This window comes from Streptomyces sp. JNUCC 63 (assembly GCF_054366325.1).
The window spans coordinates 4,661,376-4,677,981 of sequence record NZ_CM135963.1; the positions used below are offsets into that span (position 1 = coordinate 4,661,376).

19 protein-coding genes are annotated in these 16,606 nt (G+C 68.6%); 10 read left to right on the forward strand and 9 right to left on the reverse strand.

Features of this window, described 5'->3' with window-relative positions:
• The first annotated feature begins 200 nt into the window (after positions 1 to 200).
• The 6 genes from ACX25U_RS21495 to ACX25U_RS21520 all read left to right on the forward strand — a co-directional run bounded on the left by ACX25U_RS21495 (position 201) and on the right by ACX25U_RS21520 (position 5,318).
• The gene (locus ACX25U_RS21495) at positions 201 to 503 is read left to right on the forward strand and encodes a hypothetical protein (protein WP_454382370.1); all 303 of its coding nucleotides are present in this window, start codon (positions 201 to 203) and stop codon (positions 501 to 503) included.
• Positions 487 to 1,326, forward strand: coding sequence for an ATP-binding protein (locus ACX25U_RS21500; RefSeq protein WP_454382371.1), 840 nt, complete (start codon positions 487 to 489; stop codon positions 1,324 to 1,326). The genes ACX25U_RS21495 and ACX25U_RS21500 overlap by 17 nt, the downstream gene beginning before the upstream one ends.
• Positions 1,323 to 1,928, forward strand: coding sequence for a Uma2 family endonuclease (locus ACX25U_RS21505; protein WP_454382372.1), 606 nt, complete (start codon positions 1,323 to 1,325; stop codon positions 1,926 to 1,928). The genes ACX25U_RS21500 and ACX25U_RS21505 overlap by 4 nt, the downstream gene beginning before the upstream one ends.
• A 577-nt stretch (positions 1,929 to 2,505) precedes the next feature.
• Entirely contained in the window at positions 2,506 to 3,378 is an 873-nt protein-coding gene (locus ACX25U_RS21510; RefSeq protein WP_454382373.1) for a hypothetical protein, read from the forward strand.
• A 434-nt stretch (positions 3,379 to 3,812) separates the two neighbouring features.
• Entirely contained in the window at positions 3,813 to 4,043 is a 231-nt protein-coding gene (locus ACX25U_RS21515) for a hypothetical protein (RefSeq protein ID WP_454382374.1), read from the forward strand.
• Between the two features lie 660 nt (positions 4,044 to 4,703).
• Positions 4,704 to 5,318, forward strand: coding sequence for a Uma2 family endonuclease (locus ACX25U_RS21520; RefSeq protein ID WP_454382375.1), 615 nt, complete (start codon positions 4,704 to 4,706; stop codon positions 5,316 to 5,318).
• Positions 5,319 to 5,332: 14 nt separating this feature from the next.
• Here ACX25U_RS21520 and ACX25U_RS21525 read toward each other — a convergent pair whose 3' ends face one another.
• Positions 5,333 to 5,776 (reverse strand): GNAT family N-acetyltransferase, encoded by a 444-nt coding sequence (locus ACX25U_RS21525; protein ID WP_454382376.1) that lies wholly within the window; start codon positions 5,774 to 5,776, stop codon positions 5,333 to 5,335.
• Positions 5,777 to 6,012: 236 nt separating this feature from the next.
• Between ACX25U_RS21525 and ACX25U_RS21530 the strand changes: the two genes are divergently transcribed.
• A complete protein-coding gene (locus ACX25U_RS21530; RefSeq protein ID WP_454382377.1) occupies positions 6,013 to 6,780 on the forward strand; it encodes a LuxR C-terminal-related transcriptional regulator in 768 nt (255 codons plus the stop codon).
• Here ACX25U_RS21530 and ACX25U_RS21535 read toward each other — a convergent pair.
• Positions 6,739 to 7,236, reverse strand: a complete 498-nt coding sequence (locus ACX25U_RS21535) for a MarR family winged helix-turn-helix transcriptional regulator (protein ID WP_454382378.1) — start codon at positions 7,234 to 7,236, stop codon at positions 6,739 to 6,741. The two genes, ACX25U_RS21530 and ACX25U_RS21535, sit on opposite strands and share 42 nt — an antisense overlap.
• 101 nt (positions 7,237 to 7,337) lie before the next feature.
• On the opposite strand from ACX25U_RS21535, the gene ACX25U_RS21540 reads away from it, so the two are divergent.
• Both ACX25U_RS21540 and ACX25U_RS21545 read left to right on the forward strand, forming a co-directional pair.
• Positions 7,338 to 8,162: a trans-aconitate 2-methyltransferase gene (locus ACX25U_RS21540; RefSeq protein WP_454382379.1), complete on the forward strand. Its 825-nt coding sequence runs from the start codon at positions 7,338 to 7,340 to the stop codon at positions 8,160 to 8,162.
• Positions 8,163 to 8,165: 3 nt separating this feature from the next.
• Positions 8,166 to 8,528 carry a VOC family protein gene (locus ACX25U_RS21545; RefSeq protein ID WP_454382380.1) on the forward strand — a complete coding sequence of 121 codons (363 nt, stop codon included), beginning with the start codon at positions 8,166 to 8,168 and terminating at the stop codon, positions 8,526 to 8,528.
• Between the two features lie 25 nt (positions 8,529 to 8,553).
• On the opposite strand, the gene ACX25U_RS21550 is transcribed toward ACX25U_RS21545, so the two are convergent.
• Genes ACX25U_RS21550 through ACX25U_RS21560 form a run of 3 tightly spaced genes read right to left on the reverse strand, consistent with a single transcriptional unit; the run spans position 8,554 to position 10,499 of the window.
• The gene (locus ACX25U_RS21550) at positions 8,554 to 8,796 is read right to left on the reverse strand and encodes a type II toxin-antitoxin system Phd/YefM family antitoxin (RefSeq protein ID WP_454382381.1); all 243 of its coding nucleotides are present in this window, start codon (positions 8,794 to 8,796) and stop codon (positions 8,554 to 8,556) included.
• A gap of 21 nt (positions 8,797 to 8,817) precedes the next feature.
• The gene (locus tag ACX25U_RS21555) at positions 8,818 to 9,495 is read right to left on the reverse strand and encodes a TetR family transcriptional regulator (protein WP_454382382.1); all 678 of its coding nucleotides are present in this window, start codon (positions 9,493 to 9,495) and stop codon (positions 8,818 to 8,820) included.
• Positions 9,492 to 10,499, reverse strand: coding sequence for an acyl-CoA desaturase (locus ACX25U_RS21560; RefSeq protein ID WP_454382383.1), 1,008 nt, complete (start codon positions 10,497 to 10,499; stop codon positions 9,492 to 9,494). Before ACX25U_RS21560 ends, ACX25U_RS21555 begins: the two co-directional genes overlap by 4 nt.
• 294 nt (positions 10,500 to 10,793) lie before the next feature.
• Between ACX25U_RS21560 and ppc the strand changes: the two genes are divergently transcribed.
• Positions 10,794 to 13,535 (forward strand): phosphoenolpyruvate carboxylase, encoded by a 2,742-nt coding sequence (gene ppc / locus ACX25U_RS21565; protein ID WP_454382384.1) that lies wholly within the window; start codon positions 10,794 to 10,796, stop codon positions 13,533 to 13,535.
• A 78-nt stretch (positions 13,536 to 13,613) separates the two neighbouring features.
• On the opposite strand, the gene ACX25U_RS21570 is transcribed toward ppc, so the two are convergent.
• The 4 genes from ACX25U_RS21570 to ACX25U_RS21585 all read right to left on the reverse strand — a co-directional run bounded on the left by ACX25U_RS21570 (position 13,614) and on the right by ACX25U_RS21585 (position 16,599).
• A complete protein-coding gene (locus ACX25U_RS21570; RefSeq protein WP_454382386.1) occupies positions 13,614 to 14,120 on the reverse strand; it encodes a hypothetical protein in 507 nt (168 codons plus the stop codon).
• Positions 14,121 to 14,172: 52 nt separating this feature from the next.
• Positions 14,173 to 14,775, reverse strand: a complete 603-nt coding sequence (gene pth, locus ACX25U_RS21575; RefSeq protein WP_454382388.1) for an aminoacyl-tRNA hydrolase — start codon at positions 14,773 to 14,775, stop codon at positions 14,173 to 14,175.
• Positions 14,776 to 14,845: 70 nt separating this feature from the next.
• Positions 14,846 to 15,436, reverse strand: coding sequence for a 50S ribosomal protein L25/general stress protein Ctc (locus ACX25U_RS21580; protein ID WP_454382389.1), 591 nt, complete (start codon positions 15,434 to 15,436; stop codon positions 14,846 to 14,848).
• Between the two features lie 188 nt (positions 15,437 to 15,624).
• Positions 15,625 to 16,599, reverse strand: coding sequence for a ribose-phosphate diphosphokinase (locus tag ACX25U_RS21585; protein WP_454382390.1), 975 nt, complete (start codon positions 16,597 to 16,599; stop codon positions 15,625 to 15,627).
• Positions 16,600 to 16,606: the final 7 nt, after the last annotated feature.

A 16,606-nucleotide genomic window follows, 5' to 3' on the forward strand; every position in this document is an offset into this window, starting at 1 on the left:
GGTACGGACATGACGCGACGGCACAGGGCGAGGTCGTCTGGGCCGAGATCGACAGAGGCGCAACGGCCCGGAATCCAAGCAACGACTCGTGAACAGAGGACGATCACATGGCCCGTACGATCGCTCGCGCACGCGACTTCCTTCGCTCCGTCGGTGTTCCGCGTGGAAGACACCGCGCCGCCGCACGGAGGGGCTTCCGCTTGGGAGCGCCGTTCGGCCGCCTGATGCAGCCGGGGCTCTCGGCAGGCTCCGCCATGCCGAGGACGTCCAACCCGGGGCCGTCCCGCACGGTGCCCGCCTTCACCGTCCGTCGCTGGTACGAACCCATCGACGGTGCCGCCACCGTGCTCGTCCGTCCCTACCTCACCGCGTACGAACGCGAGGAGAAGGCGCGGATTCAGCGGCTGCGGCGGGATGCGCTGTGGTGTGCCACGTACGGCGTCGACCTCGATACCCGGGACATCCACGCCTGCCTGGGGCGGCCTCGTGACAGGCTTCGGTGACTGCGACGACGTCATGCGGGACACCGCGAAGGACGCGCCCGACCTCGTACGGCTGCTGCCGTGGACCGGCGCCAACGGGCAGCCCTGCCTACTCCTCACCGACGGCGACGGGACCGTTTCCCGACTCGCCGACCGGATCGAGGAAATGCAACTCGCCCTCGGGGAACGGCTGCTCGGCCGGTCCCGCGCACTGCTCACCATGCGTGGCGTGCCGACGGCCGGTGAACTCGGGATCCTCATCGGACAACTGTCCGACGCACTCGACGACGTACTGCGCATCGCCCGGTCCCGAGGGGCCCGGTTCGGGGGTGGACCGCAGGGGCTTCCCGTGACATTCGCGCCCCTGGCGTTCGGCCAGTTCTCCCTGCCTGGCGACGACCTCGCCTCCGCCCCCACTGTCCGGCGCCAAGTGCGTGACACGGCCCGGTCGTGGGGTCTGCCTCCCGGCGTTACGGACGACCTGGAGACGATCGCCGGAGAGCTGGTCGCCAACGCCCTGGAACACAGCGACAGCCTCACCGTCATGGTCGCCTGTGCACTCACAGCCCGGTCGGTCACGATCAGCGTGACCGACGAGGGCAAAACCGGCGCACCGGTGCCTTCCGCCATGCCCACCGGATCGCCGGGGCCGGACCAGGAGCGGGGCCGTGTACTACTGATCACCGAAGCCTTGGCCACCAGGTGGGGAACCTGGCGGACGCGGGCCGGCAGTGGCCTGACGGTCTGGGCCGAGATTCTCATCGAATCCGCCGCCCCGGTCCGATACACGACGCCCGCTCCAACAGGTTGTCGCCGTCATACTGGGAGGCGGGAGGACCCATGACTCAGCAGACCCTGTACCGGCGCCTCCGCGACCGCCGTGATCGCATCACTCCGCCGCCGGGCTTCGCCTGGCCCGAGATCAGTGACGGACAGCTTGTGATGATGATGAGCCCGCGGCCTCGCCACCAGTTCACGGCGAAGCTCGTTTCCCGGCAGCTCGACGAGCAGCTTCCCGAGGGCTTCTTCGCGTTCGAAGCGACCGACACGGACGACGAGGCCCTCGGCAAGCTGCGTGTCCCGGACATCCTCGTCTGTCCCAGTGAGGCCATGCAGACGGACGATCCGCTGGATCCCCGCAAGATTATCCTCGCCATCGAGATCGTCTCGCCGTCGAACCCGGAGAACGACTACGAGAGCAAGACCCGCGACTACCCTGCCATGGGCATCCCGCACTACCTGATCCTCGACCCGCGCGACGGGACGTGGACGTACCAATGGGAGATAGGGCGGAGCGAAGGCCGACCTGCGTACGAGAACCGGTTGCGCCTCCCGTACGGCAAGCCGGTGACCATCACCACCGACCTCGGGACCTGGACGATCGAGACCACCGATCTGCCTCGGTACAGCGCCAAGGACATGGGGATGGAGCCGGAAGCGGAGTAGTCCTGGAGGGCGGCCCGCTCAGCGCAAGCGCTTCGGCGGCGTGTACTCGGTTCCCGGATGACCGGCGGCGGCCTTCACGGCCCGTGCGTCTTCGAGGCGGTGCCATCGGCGGGAGCGCGGCGGGTGAACTGACGGTATCCGTTCCTACGGCCCACACCGGCCTCGTGCGCGATCAATGTGTACGGGGCCGGTGTCGTCGTTCCCAGACCTTGGCGTCGGACACCGAACGCCAGGAGTTCGTAGGGGACTTGGCAGGCAACGGTAATGTGCATGGCTGCGCCGCAATGACCGGCGGTGCACCGTCAGACGCGGGGGAGGCCACATATGGCGTGGGAAGAGTGGGAGCAGCTGAAAGCCCAGGCGGCCGATCGGCATTCCACACGGATGCAGCTCAACCAGTACCCGGCCGACCAAGGAGGCGACGGCACCCAGGGAGACCTCGTAGTGGGGCACAAGGACCTCGAAGCGGTCGGCAAGGCGGCCCATGACCTGTTCGACCACTTCACGACCTGGAGAGTCCCTCGGACGTGCGCTGGAGAGCGCCGTCACCGGAGTCGCGGCCGGTGACACTTCCTCCATGGCCCCACCGCACAGCGCGGCGCAGATCGAGATCATGGCCAACATCATGAATGCGGTGGCTCAGTCCGGGGGCGGTGAGGCTCTTGTGACCAAGGGGTTGGGCGAGAGCTTCGGGGACATAGCGGCTGCTTACATGCCGGAAATAAGCCAGGGCCTTGCCGGCCCTAACTCGGGATCTATTTTCCTCACGAACAGTGAAGTGCCCGATGCTTTCCAAGGGAAACGTGTCCCTGATGTAGTGAGATTCCTTTCCGTGACGTCCGCAGACCCAGCGGGCAGGGCCGGGATCATCTGCGGAGAAAGCATTTATACTGGCAGCCTCCTTGAGGCGCACCTTTCTGACCCATCTCTGTTCGACGGCTCCCGCAATCAAATCCTTGAGAGCATCGGGAGGAATGCGGGTGTTATCGAGGGTATCGTCGGACATTCCGTTGCGGACGGTGAAGTAAAGGCTTTCGTCGACGGGGAGAAGAGCTACAACGATGCGCTGAAGCAAAAAGGGGATTTCGCTAAGAGTTGGGTCTCGATCGGCCTCACCGGCCTCAAAGTACCCGAACACCTGGGCGGTGAGCTCATGGGGTCCGTGGTCGGGGGAGGGGCTGGAGCCGTTGCCGGTGCGGCCATTGACCGCCTACTTGAGGGTCAGCAGATGGGGGGCGCCAAGGACGATGGACTGTATGTGAGCGCCAAAGACCTGTACGCGATGCGGGATTCCGTCAACCAGCAAACGCAATGGTCGACTGAAGACGCGCTCGCTCGGCACCATGTGAACCTGCCCAAGGACGGCACTGACGATCTCGTCCGCATCGCTGTCAATACAGGCTGGGACGCTAGTAGTGAATACCTGAGCAACACGAAGGAGCGTCCCTAGTGGAGAAAACGCAGAGGAGTCGAACGCAACTTGCTTCTTGGGGGAGTGGGAGAGTCGTCCTTCTGTTCCTGGTGGTTCTTGGGCTCTTCTGCGGCGCTGGATGGATTTTCCTGAACAAAGGTCTCTACCTGCTTCCAGGAGAAATGTGTGAAGGTATTCTCAAGCGAGATATGGTGAAGCGGGTGCTGCCGCAGGCGCGAGCGGCTGACAGCGGCTCCGACCGTCAGGGAGCGGGAGATGGACTTGAATTCTGGTGTCACGTCACCACCAGCAATGATTCAATCCTCTCCGGGAGAGCACGGGTCCAGCCGCTTTCCCGCGAAAAATGGCTTGAATGCTATCGGGGGTCCGGGGGGCAGAATCGGATAATCCGCGTCTCCATAGGCGACATAGAAGCTCTGGCTCAAATCGGTTCCAGTGCGGACACCTCATCGGTGTACGTGCCCTGTGCTCCGCCCGGTGTCCCCTCCTACAACGCCTCCCAGCCCTACGCGGTCGTCGGTGAGGCCCTGGTTTACGGACGCGCCAAGGTCACGGGCGTACCGCTGCACCAAGCCCTGACCGACTTCGCCTACCAGCTCACCAAGCACGCCTACAAGCTGGCCGAGTGCAAGGCGCCCCGCGACTTTCCCGAACAGTTGCCCCGTTACGAGGAACGACGATGAAGGACGACGAGATACGGTCCCGCTTCGACGGACGGGGATTGGTCGAGATCCGGGGCGAGGTGTCGGTGAAGGCTCGGGCCGAGGTGATCGCGCACGCGCTCGGATACCGGCTGATCTCCACCGAACACCTCCGGGGACCGAGCCTAGGGTTGCTCTCTCCCGAGTTGTTCTCTCCCGGATACCGCGCTCCTGCCAGCGTGCGGCTGCTCTTCCGGCGCGACGACGATCCCCGGGCCCGCCGCCGGGCCGAGCAGGCCGTCGAACGGCTGCGGGCGGGCGGCCCACTGATGCCGGAGGTGGAGCCGCCTCCGCCCCCGCCGCCGTCTCCGGCGCCGCCCCTCACACCCCGGCCGCCCGCACCCCGTCCCCGGCGGTCGCTGGAACCCCAGCCGCCTCCACCGGTAGGCCCACCCAGGCGCCGGATCCCGCCTCGGCCGCCCTACCCGCCTCCCCCTCCGCCACCACCTTCCGTTTGAGTACTGGCCTGACCGGCAGCGCCCAGAACTCGACCAGGCGGGTCAGTGTGAGGCTGGGGGCACGACAACACCGCTCCCGCTGAGTCACACCACGGGCCCGGTCGTCACCCTTTGTGATGACGTTCGTCGATTACGGCGGCTACCGTGGACGGGCAGGCCGAGGATGCCGCCCATGGGAGGAATCATGACTGCCGAGCCCACTGCCGAGCCCACTGCCGAGCCCGGCTGCCGCTGGCCGGTGCCGCCCCGGGACGGATACACCGTGGACGACCTGTTCACGGTGCCCGACCTCCCGCCGCACACCGAGCTGATCGACGGGAGCCTGATCTTCGTGAGTCCGCAGCGGGATTTCCACAGCATCGTGATCGACCTTCTGGTGACCGGCCTGCGCCGCACGGTTCCCGCGAAGATGAAGATCCGCCGGGAGATGACCGTCGTCCTGGACCGTCGTAACGGACCGGAGCCCGACATCTGCGTGGTCCGCGCAGAGGCGGTCACCAGTAGGGAGCAGACCCGCTTCCCCGTCGCCGATGTCCTGCTGGCCGTCGAGGTCGTCTCACCGGACTCCGAGGCCCGGGACCACGACACCAAGCCGCACAAGTACGCCGCCGCGGGCATCCCGCACTTCTGGCTGGTCGAGATGAGTGGCTCCGATCACCACCCCGTGGTCCGCACCTACGAACTCGACCCGCTGACCAAGACGTACGCCCTTACCGGCACCCATCGCGACCGGCTCAAGCTCGACGTGCCTTACGACATCGACATCGACATCACCACGGAGGCGCTCGACGCGCTCTGAGGGTCGCTGTTGGCTCAGATCAGACGCTTTGTCAGCGTGTACTCCGTGATCCCCGGCGGATAGTCCGGGATCACGCAGACCACCTCGTAGCCGTGCCGGCGGTAGAAGTCCGGGGCCTGGAAGTCCCAGGTCTCCAGGCGTACGGCTGTGCAGTCGCGCTTGTCGCGGGCGATGCGTTCGGCCCGCTTGAGGAGGTGGGAGCCGAGGCCCGTGCCGCGGTGGGGGACGTCGACCCACAGGTACGTCACGTGCAGCCAGGTCGCCCAGGTGTGGCCCACCAGGCCGCCGGCCAAGCCCCCTGACTCGTCCAATGCCCAGACATGCAAGGGAACTTCGCGTGCGGCGGTGGTTCTGCGCAGGGCGGCCAGCACGGGGGAGGCCGCCGTGTTCGTGTCGCGGAGGCGGGAGCGGAGCAGATCGCGGCGTTCTTTGTCGACTTCTGCCTCGATACGAAACATGCGGCACACCTTAAACGCGCACGGCTGTCAGTTCTGCGAATTGCCTTCCCCTGCCGGTCACCGCCCGTACTCTGAGGAGCGGTACCGGTGGGGGCCGGTGCCGGTCAGGGGGGGGCGAGAGGCGTCGGGGCCGCGCCGGTCGGTGTTCTCCGTCGCGTTCTCCGAGGCGTTCTTTGACGCACTTTTGACGAAGAGAATCCCCTGCTCCGCCAGGAGCCTGGGGAAGGGGGTTTTCCGTGGTTCGCATCCGAGTCCTGGTCGTCGACGACCACCGAATCTTCGCCGAGTCGCTCGCCGCCGCCCTGGCCGCCGAGCCCGATGTCGACGTCTCCGCCGCCGGGTCCGGGCCGGCCGCGCTGCGCTGTCTGGAGCGGGCCGCTGCCGAGGGCCGCCGCTTCGACGTCGTCCTCGTCGACGCCGACCTCGGCGGAAACGTCCTCGGGGCCCGCCCCGCCGTCCCCGTGCGGGAGGGCGAGGAGGACGGGCTGGTGGACGGGATCTCCCTGGTCGCCGGGGTGCGCGGCGCCCAGTCGGCGGTGCGCGTCGTCGTACTGGCCGAGAAGGACGATCCGCGGCGTGCCGCGCTCGCCCTGCAGGCCGGGGCCTGCGGCTGGGTCGCCAAGGACTGCTCGCTGTCCCGGCTGCTCACCGTCGTCCGCGGTGTGCTGCGCGACGAGACCCATCTGCCGCCGGCCCTGCTCACCGGCGTACTGCGGGAACTGACCGCCGCCCGCAGGCACCGCACCGAGAGCGAGCGCCTGGTGGAGTCGCTGACGCCGCGCGAGCGGGAGGTGCTGCGCTGCATGGTCGCCGGGCTCGGACGCAAGGCCGTCGCCGAACGGCTGTACCTGTCCCCGCACACCGTCCGCACCCATATGCAGAACGTCCTGGGCAAGCTCGGCGTGCACTCCACCCTCGCCGCCGTCGCCCTCGCCCGCCGCGCGGGGGTCGGACCCGCGGACCTAACCGGGGATGTTGTCGAACGGGGCGGTCAACTGGCGTAGCAGGCTCGCCAGTTCGACCCGCTGGGTGGACGACAGCTCCGCGAGGATCGCCCGCTCCTGGTCCAGCAGCCCCGCCAGGGAGCGGTCCGCGCGGTCCCGGCCCTCCTCCGTCAGGCGGACCAGCACACCGCGCCGGTCGTTGGGGTCGGGGAGACGCTCCACCAGGCCCTTCTTCGCCAGCCGGTCGATGCGGTTGGTCATCGTGCCCGAGGTGACCAGGGTCTGGGTCAGCAGCTGTCCGGGGGAGAGCTGGTACGGCGTTCCCGCGCGCCTGAGCGCCGTCAGGACGTCGAACTCCCAGGGCTCCAGGCTGTGCTCGGAGAAGGCCAGCCGCCGCGCGCGGTCCAGGTGCCGGGCCAGTCTGCTCACCCGGCTGAGCACCTCGAGCGGTTCCACGTCGAGGTCCGGACGCTCCCGGCGCCACGCTGCGACCAGCCGATCGACCTCGTCCTCCATGGCGATCAGTGTAGTGGTTGTGTCGACGTGAAGTCTCTTGATATCAATTTTCTTGATGTCGAGATACATTGTCGAGGTGCATCGAGGAGGCCGACATCGACATGCCCGCCCACACCCCCGCCTGGGACCCCGCCCAGTACCTGCGCCACGCCGGCCACCGCGCCCGCCCCTTCACCGACCTGCTCGCCCGCGTCCCCGACCTCCCCGGCGGGCCCCGCCCGCCACGCATCGCCGACCTCGGCTGCGGTCCCGGCAACGTCACCGTCCTGCTCGCCGGCCGCTGGCCCGCCGCGCACATCACCGGCTACGACAACTCGCCCGAGATGCTCGACAAGGCCGTGGTCGACCACCAGGGCCCCACCCCCGGCGGCGGCCGCCTCGACTTCGCCCACGCCGACGTGCGCACCTGGACGCCCGGCGAGCCGTACGACCTGATCGTCAGCAACGCCACCCTGCAGTGGGTGCCCGGGCACGTAGACCGGTTCGCCGACTGGGTGGCGGGGCTGAGCCCCGGCGGCAGCCTCGCCTTCCAGGTCCCCGGCAACTTCTCCGCCCCCAGCCACCGGCTCATGCGCGACCTCGCCCACTCCGCCCGCTGGCGCGACCGCCTCGCGGACGTCCTGCGTCACGAGGACGCGGTGCTCAGCCCCGAGGCGTATCTGGAGAAGCTGACCGCGCTCGGCTGCACGGCGGACGTGTGGGAGACGACGTACATCCACCTGCTGACCGGCGAGGACCCGGTCCTGGACTGGGTGAAGGGCACCGGGCTGCGGCCGGTCCTCACCGCCCTCGGCGACGACCCCCGGACGCGCGAGGAGTTCCTGGCCGAGTATCGCGCGGCCCTGCGCGAGGCCTACCCGGCCGGCCCGCACGGCACCCCGTTCCCCTTCCGCCGCATCTTCGCGGTCGCCACCAAGGAGGCGTAGACCATGCTCACCGCCCTCGACCACGTCCAGCTCGCCGCCCCGCCCGGCTCCGAGGACGACCTGCGCGCGTACTACGTCGACGTCCTCGGCATGACGGAGATCCCCAAGCCGCCGGTCCTGGCCGCGCGCGGCGGCTGCTGGTTCCAGGCCGGTGCCGTGCAGCTCCACCTGGGCGTCGAGGAGGCCTTCCGCCCGGCGCGGAAGGCCCACTCGGGCCTGCGGGTGACGGGTATCGAGGCGTACGCGGCCCGGCTGGCCGAGCGGGGTGCGCAGGTCACCTGGGACGACAACCTGCCGGGCCACAAGCGCTTCTACTCGGAGGATCCGGTGGGGAACCGGCTGGAGTTCCTGGAGCCGGTCAGCTGACGGCAGGCAGGCAGGCAGGCCCGGTTCAGATGCCCAGGATGCGACGAACCTCCTCGCGGGGGATGCCCGGCGCGAGCGTTCCCTCTGCCTTGCGGCGCTGGTGGTCGGCGACGGCGAGGGCGTCCTCCAGGTCCTCGATCACGTGCGGCGACACGAGGAGAGCCGCGACGCGCCCGTGGTCGGTGAGGGCGATGGTCTCCCCGTCACGCGCGCGGCGTACCAGCTCTTCGAGGCGGGAGTCGGCTGTGCTGATCTCGATCTCGGTCATGGCCGCATGCTCCCGCGGGGGTCAGCTCTTCCGGTGGCCGATCAGCCGCGGCCTCGGCTCCAGCCCGTCCAGGCCGTGCCACGCCAGGTTCACCAGATGGGCCGCGACCTCCGCCTTCTTCGGGCGGCGGACGTCCAGCCACCACTGGCCCGTCAGGGCGACCATGCCGACCAGGGCCTGGGCGTACAGCGGGGCCAGCTTGGGGTCGAAGCCGCGGGACTTGAACTCGCGGCCCAGGATGTCCTCCACCTGGGTGGCGATGTCGGAGATCAGGGAGGCGAAGGAGCCCGTCGACTGCGGGATGGGGGAGTCACGGACCAGGATGCGGAAGCCGTCCGTGTACTCCTCGATGTAGTCCAGGAGGGCGAAGGCCGCCTGCTCGCACAGCTCACGCGGATGGCCGGCCGTCAGCGAGCTGGTCACCATGTCCAGCAGCCGCCGCATCTCGCGGTCCACCACCACCGCGTACAGGCCCTCCTTGCCACCGAAGTGCTCGTACACCACCGGCTTGGACACCCCGGCCTTCGCCGCGATCTCCTCCACCGAGGTGGCCTCGAAACCCTTCGCCGCGAACAGGGTGCGACCGATCTCCAGCAGCTGCTGGCGGCGCTCGGCACCGGTCATACGGGTGCGACGCGCGCGCCGCGGCTTGTCGTTGCTGGGGGTGCTGCTGGAGTCGGTCGCCACGGCGTCAATCATGCCGCCTCGGCGGTCTCCTTACGGCGCCGGGAGCGGTCCTTGCCGGTGTTGCGGCGGGAATCGATACGCGAGCGTGACGGCCAGCGCACGTCGTACGCCCAGCCGAGCTGCTCGAACCAGCGGATGATCCGCGCAGAGGAGTCCAGCTGGCCGCGCTCCACCCCGTGCCGGGCAGAGGTCGGGTCGGCGTGGTGCAGGTTGTGCCAGGACTCGCCGCAGGACAGCACCGCCAGCCACCACACGTTGCCCGAGCGGTCCCGCGACTTGAACGGGCGCTTGCCGACCGCATGGCAGATCGAGTTGATCGACCACGTCACGTGGTGCAACAACGCCACCCGAACGAGTGAACCCCAGAAGAAGGCGGTGAACGCTCCCCACCACGACATGGTGACCAGACCGCCGATCAGCGCCGGAAGCGCGAGCGACACCGTCGTCCACAGCACGAACTGGCGGGAGATCCGCCGCATGGCCGGATCCTTGATCAGATCCGGCGCGTACTTGTCCTGCGGGGTCTGCTCCTCGTCGAACATCCAGCCGACATGAGCCCACCACAGGCCCTTCATCAGCGCCGGAACCGTCTCGCCGTACCGCCACGGCGAGTGCGGATCGCCCTCGTGGTCGGAGAACTTGTGGTGCCTGCGGTGGTCGGCGACCCAGCGGACCAGGGGCCCCTCGACCGCCATCGACCCCGCGACCGCCAGCGCGATCTTCAAGGGCCGCTTCGCCTTGAACGAGCCGTGGGTGAAATGCCGGTGGAAACCGATCGTGATGCCGTGACAGCCCAGGAAGTAGAAGAACACCAGCAGGCCCAGATCCAGCCAGCTCACCCCCCACCCCCACGCCAGCGGCACCGCCGCCAGCAGCGCGAGGAAGGGAACGGTGATGAACAGCAGCAGAGTGATCTGCTCGATCGAACGCTTCTGCTCACCACCCAGCGTGGCGGACGGCAGCGCGGTGCCGGTCGCCTTCGGGGAGTCGTCGATCACATCGGAGCTCGTGGTCATGGGCGTCCCCTGTGGGTCGAGAGTCGAGACAGGTGCCGGCGGCATCCGGAACCGTCCAGCTCCCTACGGTTCCGTAACCTACGGCGTCGTAAGTATGGCAGCGCGTCGCCCCGCGGCAAGAGCCCGCAAGCCTTGCGCGTCCCGCCCGAGACCTAGACTTGGAATCGGTCGGACAGCGCGGTCCGCTGAAGAAAATCCCTTCCCGGATGCCCGGCCCGTATGCGGCAGCCCGCCGCGCGGCACCCGTCCGGGTCCCCTCCCAGAAGCGCTTCAACCCTGCAAGGAGCCGCACCTGTGAGCAGTGCCGACGACCAGACGACGACCAGCAGCGAGCTGCGCGCCGACATCCGCCGACTGGGTGACCTCCTCGGGGAGACCCTCGTACGGCAGGAAGGCCTCGAACTCCTCGAACTGGTCGAGAAGGTCCGCCGCCTCACCCGCGAGGACGGCGAGGCCGCCGCCGAACTGCTGCGCGGCACGGAACTTCAGACCGCGGCCAGGCTGGTCCGCGCCTTCTCCACCTACTTCCACCTCGCCAACATCGCCGAACAGGTGCACCGCGGCCGCGAACTGCGCGCCCGCCGCGCCGCCGAAGGCGGCCTCATCTCGCGCACCGCCGACCGGCTCAAGGACGCCGACCCCGAACACCTGCGCCAGACCGTCCGGCACCTCAACGTCCGCCCCGTGTTCACGGCGCACCCCACCGAGGCCGCCCGCCGCTCCGTCCTCAACAAGCTCCGCCGCATCGCCGCCCTCCTGGAAACCCCGGTCGCCGCATCCGACCGCCGCCGCCACGACACCCGGCTCGCCGAGAACATCGACCTCGTCTGGCAGACCGACGAACTGCGCGTGGTGCGCCCCGAACCCGCCGACGAGGCCCGCAACGCCATCTACTACCTCGACGAACTCCACGCCGACGCCGTCGGCGACGTCCTGGAGGACCTCACCGCCGAACTCGAGCGCGTCGGCGTCAAGCTGCCCGACGACACCCGCCCCCTCACCTTCGGCACCTGGATCGGCGGCGACCGCGACGGCAACCCCAACGTCACCCCCCAGGTCACCTGGGACGTGCTGATCCTCCAGCACGAACACGGCATCAACGACGCCCTCGACATGATCGACGAGCTGCGCGGCCTTCTGTCCAACTCCATCCGCTACACCGGAGCCACCGACGAACTGCTCGGCTCCCTCCAGGCCGACCTGGAGAAGCTGCCCGAGATCAGCCCCCGCTACAAGCGCCTCAACGCCGAGGAGCCCTACCGGCTCAAGGCCACCTGCATCCGCCAGAAGCTCGTCAACACCAAGCAGCGCCTGGCCACCGGCACCCCCCACGAGCCCGGCCACGACTACCTCGGCACCAGCGAGCTTCTGCACGACCTGCGCATCATCCAGGACTCCCTGCGCGAACACCGCGGCGGCCTGTTCGCCGACGGCCGGCTGGGCCGCACCATCCGCACCCTCGCCGCCTTCGGCCTCCAGCTCGCCACCATGGACGTCCGCGAACACGCCGACGCCCACCACCACGCCCTCGGCCAGCTGTTCGACCGGCTCGGCGAGGAATCCTGGCGCTACGCCGACATGCCCCGCGAGTACCGCGCCAAGCTGCTCGCCAAGGAGCTCAGGTCGAGAAGGCCCCTCGCCCCCACCCCCGCCCCCGTCGACGCGGCCGGCGCCAAGACCCTCGGCGTCTTCGAGACGGTTCTGCGGGCCCTGGAGGTCTTCGGACCCGAGGTCATCGAGTCGTACATCATCTCCATGTGCCAGGGCGCCGACGACGTCTTCGCCGCCACCGTGCTGGCGAGGGAAGCCGGCCTCGTCGACCTGCACGCCGGCTGGGCCAGGATCGGCATCGTGCCGCTCCTGGAGACCACGGACGAGCTGAAGGCCGCCGACACCATCCTCGAGGACATGCTCGCCGACCCCTCCTACCGGCGCCTGGTCGCACTCAGGGGCGACGTCCAGGAGGTCATGCTCGGCTACTCCGACTCCTCCAAGTTCGGCGGCATCACCACCAGCCAGTGGGAGATCCACCGTGCCCAGCGCCGCCTGCGCGACGTCGCCCACCGCTACGGCGTACGCCTGCGCCTCTTCCACGGCCGCGGCGGCACCGTCGGCCGCGGCGGCGGCCCCACCCACGACGCCATCCTCGCCCAGCCCTGGGGCACCCTCGAAGGCGAGATCAAGGTCACCGAACAGGGCGAGGTCATCTCCGACAAGTACCTCATCCCCTCCCTCGCCCGGGAGAACCTCGAACTGACCGTCGCCGCCACCCTGCAGGCCTCCGCCCTGCACACCGCCCCCCGCCAGTCCGTCGAAGCCCTCGCCCGCTGGGACGCCGCCATGGACGTCGTCTCCGACGCCGCCCACGCCGCCTACCGCCGCCTCGTCGAGGACCCCGACCTGCCCGCGTACTTCTTCGCCTCCACCCCCGTCGACCAGCTCGCCGACCTCCACCTCGGCTCCCGGCCCTCCCGCCGCCCCGACTCCGGCGCCGGCCTCGACGGACTGCGCGCCATCCCGTGGGTGTTCGGCTGGACCCAGTCCCGGCAGATCGTCCCCGGCTGGTTCGGCGTCGGCTCCGGACTCAGGGCACTGCGCGAGGCGGGCCTGCGGCAGGAAGGGGACACCGTGCTCGACGAGATGCACGAACAGTGGCACTTCTTCCGCAACTTCATCTCCAACGTCGAGATGACCCTCGCCAAGACCGACCTGCGCATCGCCCGGCACTACGTCGACACCCTCGTCCCCGACCGCCTCAGGCACGTCTTCGACACCATCCAGGCCGAACACGAACTCACCGTGCGCGAAGTCCTCCGCGTCACCGGCGAGAGCGAACTCCTCGACCACCAGCCCGTCCTGAAGCAGACCTTCGCCATCCGCGACGCCTACCTCGACCCGATCTCCTACCTCCAGGTCGCCCTGCTCAAGCGGCAGCGCGACGCGGCGGCGGCCGGCGAGGAGGCCGACCCGTTGCTCTCCCGGGCCCTGCTCCTCACCGTCAACGGCGTGGCGGCCGGCCTGCGCAACACCGGCTGACCGCCTGGACAGATGAAGGTGCCCCCGGTTTCGTACGGACCTCCGTACGAAACCGGGGGCACCTTCATGCCGCATGGCTCACAACGCCAGGAACGCCGCCGTCAGCAGCGCCACCCCCGACCCCGCCAGCACCCACGCCGCCCGGGTCCGCCGCAACCCGCCCGCCACCACCACCGAGGCCAGCAGCAGCGCACCGCCCAGCGGAGCCCACGCGTACAGAATCCCGGCCGGACCCGACCGCACCACCTCGTCCGTCCCCGGCTTGACGACGACGCTGTAGGTCCGGCCCTTCCGCGCCGCCACCGTATGGGCGATCACCACCCGCTCACGGGCCGCCGACCCCGTCGAGACCGGCGTGTACGGCCCCGTGCACATGTCGCCGGCGCACTCCGTCACCGTGACCGTGCCGAGCTCACGCCCCTTGGTCAGCATCACGTACGGCGCGGTGTCCCACGACGCCCACACCCCCGCGATCAGGATCAGCACCGTCACCACACCCGTCGCCGCGACCCGCCCGAACCGGAGCGCGACGTACGAGGCCTGACGGGAACGAGTGGCGGTGGCGGCAGGCATGGCGGGGATCATTGGCCATACCTCTACGGCCGGTCAACTTCAGGGGAGTCCGGCGGGCGACAAGTCAGGAGTTGTACGCGCTTTGCGCCCGCTCGAGCCCCTCCGCCAGCAGACACTCCACCGAGTCCGCCGCCCGGTCCACGAAATAGTCCAGCTCCTTGCGCTCAGCCGACGAGAAATCCTTCAGCACGAAGTCCGCCACCTGCATACGGCCCGGAGGACGCCCGATCCCGAACCGCACCCGGTGATAATCCGGACCCATCGCCTTCGTCATCGACTTCAGGCCGTTGTGACCGTTGTCACCACCGCCCAGCTTCAACCGCAGCACGCCGTAGTCGATGTCCAGCTCGTCATGGACCGCCACGATGTTCGCGAGCGGCACCTTGTAGAAGTCCCGCAGCGCGTTCACCGGCCCACCCGACAGATTCATGTACGACATCGGCTTCACCAGCACCACCCGGCGACTGTCCGGCCCCGGAGAACCCATCCGGCCCTCCACCACCTGCGCCTGTGCCTTCGTCGCCCGCTTGAACCGGCCCCCGATCCGGTCGGCCAGCAGATCCACCACCATGAACCCCACGTTGTGCCGGTTCATGGCATACCCCGGTCCGGGATTGCCCAGGCCGACGATCAGCCAAGGGGCATTCGCGGCGGTCGTCACGTCCATGTCTCCTCAATACGCGTCGGCCGCCGCTCCCCAAGGAAGCGGCGGCCGACGAAACGACGACGGTTCCGGCTCAGGCCCCGGCGACCTCTTCGCCTTCCCCGCCCTCCGCGGCCTCCTCGGCCTGCGCGGCCAGGATCTGCAGGACCGGAGTGTCCTCCTCCACGGCCAGCTTCACACCCTCCGGCAGCGGGATGTCCTTGGCCAGGATCGCCGCACCGGCCGCCAGACCCTGCACCGACACCGTCAGCTGGTCCGCAATGGTCGTGGCCTCGGCCTCCACCGGCAGCGCGGAAATGACGTACTCCAGCAGGTTCCCGCCCGGAGCCAGCTCGCCCTCGGCCACCACCGGAATCTCGACGACGACCCGCTCGCCACGCTTGACCATCAGCAGGTCCACGTGCACCAGGTGACCCTTCAGCGGGTCACGCTGCACCGCCTTCGGAATCGCCAGCTCGTTCGACTTGCCGTCGATGTCCAGCGAGATCAGAACGTTCGACGTACGCAGCGCCATCAGCAGCTCGTGACCCGGCAGCGCCAGGTGGATCGGCACCATGCCGTGCTCGTACAGCACACCGGGAACCTTGTTCTCACGGCGGATACGACGCGCCGCACCCTTGCCGAACTCGGTGCGCGTCTCAGCGGCGAGCTTCACCTCGGACATGCTCTTCACTCCTCGTAGAAGTACACGGAAAACGGTCGGAGTCACCCGGCCACGAACGGCCTGCTACGAAGAGCGCGTCGATAACGGACCGCCATACCCCGAAAACGAGTACGGCCTCCCTCGCCGAGCAACTGCAGCAGTCTACTCGGAGCGGGAGGCCGCACCCAAAACGATCTACAGCGCGATCATCACTGCTCGTCGAACAGGCTCGTCACCGAACCGTCCTCGAACACCTCACGCACCGCACGCGCGATCGTCGGCGCGATCGACAGCACCGTGATCTTGTCCAGCTCCAGCTCGTTCGGCGTCGGCAGCGTGTTCGTCAACACGAACTCGCTCACCTGCGAATTCTTCAACCGGTCCGCCGCCGGACCCGACAGCACACCATGCGTCGCCGTCACGATCACATCCTCCGCACCGTGCGCGAACAACGCGTCCGCCGCGGCGCAGATCGTGCCACCGGTGTCGATCATGTCGTCCACCAGGACACAGATACGGCCCCTCACATCACCGACGACCTCATGCACCGTGACCTGATTCGCCACATCCTTGTCACGCCGCTTGTGCACGATCGCCAGCGGCGCACCCAGCCGGTCACACCAACGGTCCGCCACCCGCACCCGGCCGGCATCCGGAGACACGATCGTCAGCTTCGAACGGTCCATCTTGGCGCCCACGTAGTCCGCCAGCAGCGGCAGCGCGAACAAGTGGTCCACCGGCCCGTCGAAGAAACCCTGAATCTGGTCCGTGTGCAGATCCACGGCGAGGATACGAGTCGCACCGGCCGTCTTCATCATGTCCGCGATCAGACGCGCCGAGATCGGTTCACGCCCCCGGTGCTTCTTGTCCTGCCGCGCGTAACCGTAGAACGGCACGATCACCGTGATGGAACGGGCCGACGCGCGCTTCAACGCATCGATCATGATCAACTGCTCCATGATCCACTTGTTGATCGGAGCCGTGTGGCTCTGGATCAGGAAGCAGTCGGCACCACGCGCCGACTCCTGATACCGCACATAGATCTCCCCGTTCGCGAAGTCGAACGCCTTCGTCGGGACGACCTCGATGCCCAACTCATGGGCGATTTCCTCGGCAAGCTCGGGGTGAGCGCGGCCGGAGAAGAACATCATCTTCTTCTCGCCGGTCGTCTTGATCCCGGTCACAGCAGTG

Bases quoted from the DNA above. Each gene is read 5' to 3' on its own strand.
- ACX25U_RS21505 (WP_454382372.1), top strand. From the start codon at position 1,323: ATGACTCAGCAGACCCTGTACCGGCGCCTCCGCGACCGCCGTGATCGC.
- ACX25U_RS21510 (WP_454382373.1), top strand. From the start codon at position 2,506: ATGGCCCCACCGCACAGCGCGGCGCAGATCGAGATCATGGCCAACATC.
- ACX25U_RS21520 (WP_454382375.1), top strand. From the start codon at position 4,704: ATGACTGCCGAGCCCACTGCCGAGCCCACTGCCGAGCCCGGCTGCCGC.
- ACX25U_RS21525 (WP_454382376.1), bottom strand. From the start codon at position 5,776: ATGTTTCGTATCGAGGCAGAAGTCGACAAAGAACGCCGCGATCTGCTC.
- ACX25U_RS21535 (WP_454382378.1), bottom strand. From the start codon at position 7,236: ATGGAGGACGAGGTCGATCGGCTGGTCGCAGCGTGGCGCCGGGAGCGT.
- ACX25U_RS21540 (WP_454382379.1), top strand. From the start codon at position 7,338: ATGCCCGCCCACACCCCCGCCTGGGACCCCGCCCAGTACCTGCGCCAC.
- ACX25U_RS21545 (WP_454382380.1), top strand. From the start codon at position 8,166: ATGCTCACCGCCCTCGACCACGTCCAGCTCGCCGCCCCGCCCGGCTCC.
- ACX25U_RS21550 (WP_454382381.1), bottom strand. From the start codon at position 8,796: ATGACCGAGATCGAGATCAGCACAGCCGACTCCCGCCTCGAAGAGCTG.
- ACX25U_RS21555 (WP_454382382.1), bottom strand. From the start codon at position 9,495: ATGATTGACGCCGTGGCGACCGACTCCAGCAGCACCCCCAGCAACGAC.
- ACX25U_RS21560 (WP_454382383.1), bottom strand. From the start codon at position 10,499: ATGACCACGAGCTCCGATGTGATCGACGACTCCCCGAAGGCGACCGGC.
- ACX25U_RS21570 (WP_454382386.1), bottom strand. From the start codon at position 14,120: ATGATCCCCGCCATGCCTGCCGCCACCGCCACTCGTTCCCGTCAGGCC.
- pth (WP_454382388.1), bottom strand. From the start codon at position 14,775: ATGGACGTGACGACCGCCGCGAATGCCCCTTGGCTGATCGTCGGCCTG.
- ACX25U_RS21580 (WP_454382389.1), bottom strand. From the start codon at position 15,436: ATGTCCGAGGTGAAGCTCGCCGCTGAGACGCGCACCGAGTTCGGCAAG.